General features: G+C 63.9%; 10 protein-coding genes. 8 read left to right on the top strand and 2 right to left on the bottom strand.

All coding sequences use genetic code 11. The features are described 5' to 3' along the window. From amt to bfr, 8 genes are all read left to right on the top strand, one after another. Positions 1-1,357, top strand: a 1,357-nt coding sequence (gene amt, locus D769_RS13350) for an ammonium transporter (protein WP_008645879.1), incomplete at its 5' end; no start/stop codon positions are given. Between the two features lie 463 nt (positions 1,358-1,820). Beyond that, the gene (gshA, locus tag D769_RS13345) at positions 1,821-3,116 is read left to right on the top strand and encodes a glutamate--cysteine ligase (RefSeq protein WP_008645878.1); all 1,296 of its coding nucleotides are present in this window, start codon (positions 1,821-1,823) and stop codon (positions 3,114-3,116) included. 24 nt (positions 3,117-3,140) lie between these two features. Then, entirely contained in the window at positions 3,141-4,094 is a 954-nt protein-coding gene (gshB, locus tag D769_RS13340; protein WP_008645871.1) for a glutathione synthase, read from the top strand. Positions 4,095-4,218: 124 nt separating this feature from the next. Next, positions 4,219-4,674 carry a PTS sugar transporter subunit IIA gene (locus tag D769_RS13335; RefSeq protein ID WP_008645870.1) on the top strand — a complete coding sequence of 152 codons (456 nt, stop codon included), beginning with the start codon at positions 4,219-4,221 and terminating at the stop codon, positions 4,672-4,674. Beyond that, the gene (locus D769_RS13330) at positions 4,643-4,912 is read left to right on the top strand and encodes an HPr family phosphocarrier protein (RefSeq protein ID WP_008645869.1); all 270 of its coding nucleotides are present in this window, start codon (positions 4,643-4,645) and stop codon (positions 4,910-4,912) included. The genes D769_RS13335 and D769_RS13330 overlap by 32 nt, the downstream gene beginning before the upstream one ends. Before the next feature lie 50 nt (positions 4,913-4,962). Next, positions 4,963-6,720 (top strand): phosphoenolpyruvate--protein phosphotransferase, encoded by a 1,758-nt coding sequence (gene ptsP, locus D769_RS13325; RefSeq protein WP_008645868.1) that lies wholly within the window; start codon positions 4,963-4,965, stop codon positions 6,718-6,720. Between the two features lie 236 nt (positions 6,721-6,956). Further along, entirely contained in the window at positions 6,957-7,262 is a 306-nt protein-coding gene (locus D769_RS13320) for a (2Fe-2S)-binding protein (RefSeq protein ID WP_008645867.1), read from the top strand. A gap of 145 nt (positions 7,263-7,407) precedes the next feature. Further along, positions 7,408-7,887, top strand: a complete 480-nt coding sequence (gene bfr / locus D769_RS13315; protein ID WP_008645854.1) for a bacterioferritin — start codon at positions 7,408-7,410, stop codon at positions 7,885-7,887. 216 nt (positions 7,888-8,103) lie between these two features. Here bfr and moeB read toward each other — a convergent pair whose 3' ends face one another. Beyond that, on the bottom strand, positions 8,104-8,856 hold the full coding sequence (gene moeB / locus D769_RS13310; RefSeq protein ID WP_008645853.1) for a molybdopterin-synthase adenylyltransferase MoeB: 753 nt from the start codon (positions 8,854-8,856) through the stop codon (positions 8,104-8,106). A 123-nt stretch (positions 8,857-8,979) separates the two neighbouring features. Continuing rightward, complete coding sequence (locus D769_RS13305; RefSeq protein WP_008645852.1) at positions 8,980-10,587, bottom strand: S41 family peptidase; 1,608 nt, start codon at positions 10,585-10,587, stop codon at positions 8,980-8,982. Positions 10,588-10,786 lie beyond the last annotated feature (199 nt).

The following is a 10,786-nucleotide window of genomic DNA, read 5'->3' as shown; positions in this document are numbered from 1 at the left end:
GCCTGCCGCGGCGCCCGCCGAAGCTGCCGCCGCGCCGGCTGCCCCGGTGCCCAACAAGGGCGACACGGCCTGGCTGCTGGTCTCCACCGCATTCGTGATCCTGATGACGCTGCCGGGCCTGGCGCTGTTCTACGGTGGCCTGGTCCGCTCGAAGAACATGCTGTCGGTGCTGATGCAGTGCCTGATGATCTTCTCGGTGATCTCGATCCTGTGGGCCATCTACGGCTATAGCTTCGCGTTCACGGAGGGCAACGCCTTCTTCGGTGGCACGGACCGTCTGTTCATGAAGGGCCTGACGGTCGATGCCGTGGCCGCCACGTTCAGCAAGGGCGTTGTGGTGCCGGAACTGGGCTACTTCGCGTTCCAGTGCGCGTTCGCGGCGATCACTTGCAGCCTGATCATCGGCGCCTTCGCCGAGCGCGCCAAGTTCTCGGCGGTGCTGGTATTCGTGGTCCTCTGGTTCACGTTTGCATACATCCCGATGGCCCACATGGTCTGGTTCTGGCCCGGCCCGGATGCGTACACCGATGCCGCCGCAGGCACCGCCGCCACCGCCAAGGCCGGCTGGCTGTTCCAGAAGGGCGCGCTCGATTTCGCGGGCGGCACTGTGGTGCACATCAACGCCGCCGTGGCCGGTCTGGTGGGCGCGTTCATGTTCGGCAAGCGCATTGGCTTCGGTCGTGAAGCGATCCGTCCGCACAGCCTGACCTTCACGATGGTGGGCGCCTCGCTGCTGTGGTTCGGCTGGTTCGGCTTCAACGCCGGTTCGGCCCTGGAAGCCAACGGCAGCGCCGCGCTGGCCTTCGTCAACACGCTGCTGGCCACGGCCGCCGCGGTGGTTTCTTGGACCTTCGGTGAATGGATCGGCAAGGGCAAGCCGTCGATGCTCGGTGGCGCCTCGGGAGCTGTCGCCGGCCTGGTGGCGATCACCCCGGCCGCCGGCTTCGTCGGCCCGATGGGCTCGATCGCGATGGGCCTGATCGCCGGCCTGCTGTGCCTGTGGGGCGTGACCGGTCTGAAGCGCCTGCTGGGCATGGACGATTCGCTGGACGTGTTCGGTGTGCACGGCGTGGGCGGTATTCTCGGCGCGCTGCTGACCGGTGTGTTCGCCGCGCCGAGCCTGGGCGGTACGGGCATCTATGACTACGTTGCCAACAAGGTGGCCGACGACTACTCGATCGCCGGTCAGGTCTGGATCCAGTTCGAAGGTGTGCTGACCACAATCGTTTGGTCCGGCGTGGTAGCGCTGGTGGCCTACAAGCTGGTCGATATGCTGATTGGCCTGCGCGTGCCGGAAGAGGAAGAGCGCGAAGGTCTGGATATCACCTCGCACGGTGAAACCGCGTATGAGGTCTGATATCTGCCAAGGTGTTGTGCTGGAGAGCTGATTGGGAATCTTCTCTCAGGAGTTTCGCCCCGGCCATGTGCCGGGGCTTTTTTATTTTCGGGCCCGCCCCTCAAACGGGTGTCAGTATTCGCAGGGTGCTTAAATCGGATCTTAAAAAGTCTCAATTGTCTTTAATGCCTGCGGGGCATAGAGTGCCAGTGAGGCAGTTTCCTCCACCTGCAGAACGCTCCCCGTATCTGTCAGGCCATTTGAAAGCGCGACGCCATGTCGCGCTTTTTTTTTGCCCATGGCGCGCGCATATAGCACCCATGGGGCGGCGCATGGTCTCAGGACCTTTGAAATGCGTCAAACATCCCCATATTCAGATCCCTTATGCTGGGCTCCGCATATGCTTATTCAGGGCGGGCCTGCAGCCTCGTGGCCGTTCCACTACAATCGGGGCGGACAATAAAGCTGATTCATTAGGATGGATATGGTCCCGCATCTCATCACCGCGCTGAACGGTCCGCTACTCGAACTCGAGAAGAAGATCCTGGACGCCACACCGTCCATCGAGCGCTGGTTCAGGCTGGAATGGCAGGAGCATACTCCGCCGTTCTATTGTTCCGTGGACCTGCGCAACGCCGGCTTCAAGCTGGCGCCGGTCGACACCAACCTGTTCCCGGGCGGTTTCAACAACCTCGCGCCCGAAATGCTGCCGCTGGCGGTCCAGGCCGCCATGGCCGCGATCGAGAAGATCTGCCCGGACGCCAAGAACCTGCTGCTGATTCCCGAGCGCCACACCCGCAACATGTTCTATCTGCAGAACGTGGCGCGGCTGTCGCTGATCATGCGCCAGGCGGGCCTCAATGTGCGCCTGGGCTCGCTGTCCGAGGAAATCACCGAACCCACCCCGATCGAGCTGCCCGACGGTCAGACGCTGGTGGTGGAGCCGCTCGCGCGCCTTGGCGCCAAGGGCCGCCGGCTGGGCCTGAAGGATTTCGATCCATGCTCGATCCTGCTGAACAACGACCTGTCGGCCGGGATCCCGCCGATCCTGGAGAACATCAACGAGCAGTACCTGCTGCCGCCGTTGCACGCCGGCTGGTCCACCCGCCGCAAGAGCAGCCACTTCGCCGCCTATGACGAGGTGGCCAAGAAGTTCGCCAAGCTGATCGACATCGACCCGTGGATGGTGAATCCGTATTTCGCGCGGCAGACTGGCGTGAACTTCCATGAGCGCATCGGCGAGGAAGAACTGGCTGACGCGGTGGAAGGCGTGCTCAAGAAGATCGCGAAAAAGTACCGCGAGTACGGCATCAAGGAAACGCCCTACGTGGTGGTCAAGGCCGACGCCGGCACCTACGGCATGGGCATCATGACCGTGCGCGACCCGTCCGAGGTGAAGGGCCTGAATCGCAAGGAGCGCAACAAGATGAGTGTCGTGAAGGAGGGCCTCGAGGTCTCCGACGTCATCATCCAGGAAGGCGTGCACACCTTCGAAAAGGTCAACGACGCGGTGGCGGAGCCGGTGGTCTACATGATCGACCGCTACGTGGTGGGCGGCTTCTACCGCGTGCACACGGGCCGTGGCATCGACGAGAACCTGAACGCGCCGGGCATGCACTTCGTGCCGCTGGCCTTCGCGCCGAACGGTATGCCGGACAGCCACGCCAAGCCGGGCGCGGCCGTGCCGAACCGCTTCTACATGTATGGCGTGGTGGCGCGCCTGGCCCTGCTGGCCGCGTCGCTGGAACTCGAGAAGACCGACCCGAATCCGATCATCTGATTCGTAACGCCCCTGCAATCCACCATGCGCATTCTGTTCATTACCGACCCGCTGGAGACCTTCAAGACCTACAAGGACTCCACCTTCGCCATGATGACCGAGGCGGCGGCGCGCGGGCACGAGCTGTTCTTCTGCCTGCAATCGCAGCTTTCGCTGTCGGCCAACGTCGTGGAGGCCATGGTGCGGCCGCTGGAGCTGACCGACGACGCCCAGGCCTGGTATCGGCTGGGCGATGCCGCGATGATGCCGCTGTCCGCGTTCGATGCGGTGCTGATGCGCAAGGATCCGCCGTTCGACATGGAGTACGTGACCAGCACCTGGTTGCTGGAACTGGCCGAAGCGCAGGGCGCGCGCGTCTTCAACAAGCCGCGCGCGATTCGGGACCACTCGGAGAAACTGGCGATCGGCCAGCATCCGCAGTTCATCACGCCGACGCTGGTGACGCGCGATGCCGGCCGCATTCGTGAATTCCATGCCGAGCATAAGGACATCATCGTCAAGCCGCTGGACGGCATGGGCGGCATGGGTGTGTTCCGGGTAGGCGCCGACGCCATGAACCTGGGTGCGATCGTCGAGACGCTTGGCGACAACGGCGCGCGCACGCTGATGGTCCAGCGCTACATCCCGGCCATCAAGGATGGCGACAAGCGCATCCTGCTGATCGGCGGCAAGCCGGTGCCGTATTCGCTGGCGCGGATTCCGCAGGGCACCGAAATTCGCGGCAATCTGGCCGCTGGCGGGGTGGGGCGGGCGCAGGAGTTGAGCGCGCGCGATCGCGAGATCGCCGAAACCCTGGCGCCCGGACTATGGAAACAGGGCTTGCTGCTGGTAGGGCTGGACGTGATCGGCGACTACCTGACCGAAGTAAATGTGACGAGTCCGACCTGTTTTCAGGAGATCGCCCAGCAGACCGGCTTCAATGTCGCGGGCATGTTCATCGACGCGCTGGAGCAGGCCGTAGCCGCCGACCGTCGCTGACGGTCTCCAACCGCCGCTGGTCTCCGCCGATGTTCAGGCGCCACAGTTGGCGCGGCGGGCGGGGCCGCGGATTGGGCGGTCAGGCTGCCTGCTACAATTCGGGCAGTCCAACGGATTCACCATCATGGCAGGAATTCTGATCATCGCTCATGCGCCACTGGCTTCGGCGCTGCGCGATTGCGCTGGCCACGTCTACTGCGGCCAGCCGCAGCGGGTGGAGGCGATCGACGTTATCGCCGATGCCGACCCTGCGGCGGTGCTGGCCGAGGCGCGGAAGCGCCTCGCAGACGTTTGCGAAGAGAACGGCGCCCTGGTGCTGACCGATATCTTCGGCGCCACGCCTGCCAATATCGCCGCGCGGCTTGCCGAGCCGGGTCGGGTCAAGGTGCTGGCCGGTGTCAACCTGCCGATGCTCGTGCGCGCTATCTGCTATCGGACGGAGAAGCTCGACCAGCTTGCCACCAAGGCCTTGGCCGGAGGCGCCCAGGGCGTGCTGCAAATAGGCACGACCGCCGTCCAGAACCAAACCGCAAATCATCCCGACAAATATGCTGCAGAGGGACACCACCATCATCAATAAGCTCGGGCTTCATGCCCGCGCATCCGCCAAGCTCACGCAGTTGGCGGGTAGCTTCAACAGCCAGGTCAAGATGTCCCGTAACGGCCGCCAGGTCGACGCCAAGAGCATCATGGGCGTGATGATGCTGGCCGCCGGGATTGGATCGACAGTCTCGATCGAGACTGACGGCCCTGACGAGCAGGAGGCGATGGATGCGCTGCTGGCGCTGATCGCCAACCGCTTCGGCGAAGGCGAGTGAAGTTCGACGGTAATCCAGGCTTTTTCTAAACGTTCCTGACGGAGCGGTTCATGCCCTTTGCCTTGCACGGCATTCCGGTTTCTCGTGGGGTCGCCATCGGGCGAGCCCATATTCTTGCGCCGGCTGCGCTGGATGTGTCGCACTACCTGGTCGACGAAGACCGGCTCGAAGCCGAGGTGGAGCGATTGCGCTCGGCACGCGCCGCGGTGCGGGCCGAGCTGATCACGCTCAAGCGTGACCTGCCGCGCGACGCGCCGGAGGAAATGGGGGCATTTCTCGATGTCCACGCGATGATCCTCGACGATGAGGCCCTGTCGCGCGAACCCGAGACGCTGATTCTCCAACGCCGCTATAACGCCGAGTGGGCCCTGACCACGCGACTCGAAGAACTGATGCGTCAGTTCGACGAGATCGAGGACGAGTATCTGCGCGAGCGCAAGGCCGACATCGAGCAGGTGGTGGAGCGGATCCTGAAGGTGCTGGCCGGGGCGCCCGTGCTGGCGCCGGCGCCCGTGCCGACGCTCGCGCCGGATGGCGAGGCCACGCCGGGCGTGATCGTGGTGGCCCACGACATCGGCCCGGCCGATATGCTCCAGTTCAAGCACACCGTGTTCCACGGTTTCGTGACGGACCTGGGCGGCCGTACATCGCACACGGCTATCGTCGCGCGCAGTCTCGACATCCCCGCCGCGGTGGGCGTCAAGAACGCGAGTGAACTGATCCGACAGGACGACTGGATCATCATCGATGGCGATGCCGGCCTGGTGATCGTCGATCCGTCGGCCATCATTCTTGAAGAGTATCGGCACCGCCAGAGCGAGCGCGCGCTTGAGAAGAAGCGCCTGCAGCGGCTGCGCCACATGCCGGCGGTGACGCTGGACGGGCTCGAGATCGAGCTGCTGGCCAATATCGAGATGGCGGAGGATGCCGGTGCGGCGCTGTCCGCCGGCGCCGTCGGGGTGGGGCTGTTCCGGTCCGAATTCCTGTTCATGAACCGGCGTGGCGAGTTGCCGGATGAAGACGAGCAATTCCACGCGTATCGCAACGCCGTGGAAGCGATGCACGGGCTGCCGGTCACGATTCGGACCATCGACATCGGTGCCGACAAGCCGCTCGACGGCCGTGGCGACGACTTCGAGACCGCGCTGAACCCCGCACTGGGTTTGCGCGCGATCCGTTGGTCGTTGTCAGAGCCGGGGATGTTCCTGACCCAGTTGCGGGCGTTACTGCGCGCTTCCGCGTTCGGCCCGGTCCGGATTCTGATCCCGATGCTGGCTCACGCCGGTGAGATCGACCAGACGCTGGACCTGATCGAGCAAGCCAAGCGCCAGCTCGACGAACGCGGCCTGCCGTACGACCCGGGTATCAAGGTCGGGGCGATGATTGAGATCCCGGCTGCTGTGCTGCTGCTGCCGCTGTTCCTCAAGCGCATGGACTTCCTGTCCATCGGCACCAATGACCTGATCCAGTACACGCTGGCGATCGACCGCGCCGACAATGCCGTGGCGCACCTCTACGACCCGCTTCACCCGGCCGTGCTACAGCTGATTGCCCGGACGATCCGCGAAGCCAACCACGCGGGCGTGCCCGTCGCCGTGTGTGGCGAGATGGCGGGGGATCCGGCAATGACCCGGTTGCTGCTGGGCATGGGACTACGCGAGTTCTCGATGCACCCGGCGCAATTGCTGCGGGTGAAGCAGGAGGTCATCCATGCGGACTGCGAGCGCCTGAACAAGGCGGTCGACCAGATCCTGAACTGCTACGAACCGGACGAGCTTACGGTCGCGTTGAAGCAGCTGACGGCGTGACACCACCCTGAAACCCTGAGGATTTCAGGGTTTTAGGGCGCGATTACAGTGTCGTTTGCGGCACTTATGCCGCCGAAAAGTGGCCAGTCAATCGCCTCAATTCCTCGGTTTGTGATGCATACGGACAGTCCGTTGCAAGTGCATTAATGGGAATTGTTATCATTTCTAATCTCTGATATTCTGCCTCTCATCGCGTGCGGCATGCCGGTGCCGACGCCGCCCCCAAGGAGGCTTTTGTGTACGTCTGCATTTGCAACCAGGTCACTGATCATGAAATCCATGGCGCCGCCCACCTCGGCGTGTCGACAATGGATGAGCTGGCGGAAACGCTTGGCGTTGGGACCTGCTGCGGCCGTTGCCGCGAATGCGCGCAGCAAGTGCTGTGTGAAGGCGTTGCCGCGGTGAAGACCGTGAGGGCCTCAACTATGGCTACGATCAAAGTTGTCGAAATTTCGTCCTGTTCGACGACTACGTCACATGCCATAATGGACGCTCGGGACCCGGCAGTCGCGAACGACCGGCGCACAGCGCTGGTTGCCTGATTCGAATACCGCAGAATTACCCAAAGAACGCGTGCATTGAGAGCGCGCCCACGGACGAAAGTCCGAGGCGCGCTTTCTTGTATTTGCGCTCCTTGTCATTCGTGCCGCTGCCTGGGTCCGTTGTCGTTTGCAACAGGAGCCCTGTATGAAAGGTGACAAGAAGGTCATCCAGCATTTGAACGCGCAGCTGAAGAACGAACTCACCGCGATCAACCAATATTTCCTGCACGCCCGTATGTATCGCCACTGGGGGCTGAAGAAGCTCGGCGACGTGGAGTACAAGGAATCCATCGGCGAAATGAAGCACGCCGATCGCCTGATCGAGCGCATTCTGATGCTCGACGGCCTGCCCAACCTGCAGGACCTGCACAAGCTGCTCCTCGGCGAAGACACGCCCGAAATGCTCAAGTGCGACCTGAAGCTGGAGCAGGGTGCTCACGCCACCGTCAAGGAAGGCATTGCGTACTGCGAATCGGTTGGTGACTATGTCAGCCGCGAAATCCTGGTCGATATCCTCACGGACACCGAGGAGCACATCGAGTACCTGGAGACGCAGCTTGACCTGATCGACAAGGTCGGCCTGCCGAACTACCTGCAGTCTCAGATGGAGCCGGGCGAGCAGTAAGCGCGCAGGCAAAGGATTGGCCGCCGCGCGCGTCGCGATGACGCGCGGCGACGGCTGGTCAGACGCGCGGCGTTTCGAGACGCCGCGCCCGAATGCGCAATCGGTTAGTAACCGTTCTCATTCGGATTCTTGTACTCATCCAGCTGTATCAGCATGGACGGTCCGCGCCGGAGGGCTCCAGCGCCGGATCGTCCATCGCCCCGCAGCTCGGCGGACTCAGTGGTCCCCGCCGCAGACCTCGCAGCCCGGCGTGCGCAAGAGGCGCATCGTGGTCCACTCCATCGACATGGCGTTGACCATCAGCAAGCGTCCTGCCAGCGTCTCTCCTACACCAGTCAGCAATTTCAGGGCCTCAGCGGCCTGCACCGTGCCGATCATGCCGACCAGCGGCGCGAACACGCCCATCGTGGCGCAGGCGGCCTCAGGCGCCGGTTCGGATGGCGGGAACAGGCAGGCGTAGCAAGGCGCATCGGGATTGCGCAGGTCGAACACGGTGACCTGGCCATCGAAGCGTAGCGCGGCGCCGGATACCAGCGGCTTGCGGTGCCGCAGGCAGGTGCGATTCACGGCGTGGCGCGTGGCGAAGTTGTCGCAGCAATCGAGCACGACATCAGCCTGCGCGACGAGACCATCCAGTTCGGCGTCGCCCACCCGCATCGGCACCATGCGGATGTCGATGCCGGGGTTGATGCGCAGCATTCCCTCCCTGGCCGATTCGACCTTGGGGCGGCCCACGTTGGCGGTGGTGTGCAGGATCTGGCGCTGCAGGTTGGTCAGGTCAACGTCATCGTCGTCGACGATCGTGATCGTGCCCACGCCGGCCGAGGCCAGGTAGGGCAACGCCGCCGCGCCGAGCCCGCCTGCGCCGATCACCAGCGCATGGCCGGCCAGCAGGCGCTCCTGGCCTTCGATGCCGAGCTCGTCAAGCAGGATATGGCGCGAATAGCGCAGAAGCTGATCGTCGGTCATGGTCCACGTGGAATCAGGAGATCAAACAAAAACGGCCCGCCGGTGCAATACCGCGGGCCGCAGGGCTGAAGGCGGAAAGCGCCACGCGCCAGAGTCGCGCGGCGGGCTTCTCGCGTCCTGCCGTTACTTCTTGCCGGTCGGCGTACCCAGCGGATCGCCGATCGGGGCACTTGCGGGCGGCGGGCTGGAAGGCTTGGCCGGGGCCGCCGGCTTGGCAGCCGGTTTGGCGGGCGCCTTGCTGGCCGGCTTCGGGCTGTCGGAGCTGTCCGGCTTGCCAGCCGTGCCGGTGGCTTCCAGGCGCGACTTCGAACGTTGCACCGGCTTGCCGTCGAGCTGTGCGATGGCCTGCTGCAGCATGAAGTCCTCGGGCGAACCGAATTCCACCGGCTTCTTCTTGCGTTCCTTCTCGCGCTCTTCCGGCGTCTTCTTGGCGTTCTCTTCTTCCAGGCGGCGCAGTTCTTCCACACGGCGCTGCTCGCGTTCGGCCATTTCCGGCTCTTCCGACTCCTGCTTGTTGTGCAGGTGGCGTTCGGTGTCGATTTCACGCGTGATCAGCGCGTCGTCCGGATCGCCTTCGGGGTTCTGGTCGACCGGGATATCCGGGCGGATGCCCTTGGCCTGGATCGACTTGCCCGACGGCGTGTAGTAGTACGCGATCGTCAGCTTGATGCCGGTGTCGTTGGTCAGCGGGCGAACGGTCTGGACCGAGCCCTTGCCGAACGTCGTCTTGCCCATGAGCGTCGCGCGCTTGTGGTCCTGCAGCGCGCCGGCCACGATTTCCGATGCTGACGCCGAGTAGGCGTTGGTCAGCACGACCATCGGCAGTTTCTTGAACTCTGCCGGCAGATCCTTGAGCGGATCGTCCTCGAGCGACGACAGGCGGTAGTTGCTGAACGACGCCTTGTAGACGCGCTTGGCATCCGGTACCTGGCCGTTGGTCGATACCACGACCGAATCCTCGGGCAGGAAGGCCGCGGCAACGCCTACCGCGCCTTGCAGCACGCCGCCACCGTTATTGCGGAGGTCCAGCACGATACCGCGCAGGTTCGGATTCTTATCGGCCATCTCCTTGAGGCGACGGCCCAGATCGGTCACGGTGCGCTCCTGGAAGCTCGTCAGGCGCACCCAGCCGATGGTGTTGTTGTCGAGCATCTTGGTCTTGACCGACTGCACGCGGATTTCCGCGCGCGTGATCGACACCGGGAACGTGCGTTCCTCGCTCTTGCGGTAGATCGTCAGCGTGACCTTGGTGCCCGGCTCGCCGCGCATGCGCTTGACCGCCTGTTCCAGCGGCAGGCCGCGCACGGGCTTGTCGTCGATTCGCGTGATCAGGTCACCCGGCTGGATGCCGGCGCGGAACGCGGGCGTGTCCTCGATCGGGTTGATGACCTTGACCAGGCCCTCTTCCTGGGAAATCTCGATGCCCAGGCCGGCGAAGCGTCCGCGCGTGCCTTCCTGCAGTTCCTTGAAATCCTTCTCGTCCAGGTAGGCCGAGTGGGGGTCGAGGCTGGCGACCATGCCCTTGATGGCTTCGGTCAGCAGCTTCTTGTCATCGACCGGCTCCACGTATTCGCGCTTGATCTGCCCGAAGATATCGGCCATCAGCCGTAACTGGTCCAGCGGCAGCGGCCCGGTCGTATTCTGGGCGGTCGCCGAAATCTGCAGCGTGGCGAGCACGCCGGCAACGACGCCTATTGAGACGAGGCTAATGTTCTTGAGCGTCTTACGCATGAGGGCAGCCTGAACGTGTGAGGATTTGTGCAAGGGTCAGGTCCGTGCCGGGATGACCCGGGGGGCGGATTTGACCGACAGTATAAGAGGGTGCGGAGAAAAAGACCTGAGGGCCGCCATTCCATGGTGGGGGCGGCCACACAACGCGGCGCGCCTACCCGGGTGCGACCCGGGCCGGCGCATCCGCGCGCCGGCTGTC

The organism is Cupriavidus sp. HMR-1 (assembly GCF_000319775.1).
Taxonomy (GTDB): domain Bacteria; phylum Pseudomonadota; class Gammaproteobacteria; order Burkholderiales; family Burkholderiaceae; genus Cupriavidus; species Cupriavidus metallidurans.
This window is presented reverse-complemented; position numbering and strand designations above follow the sequence as displayed.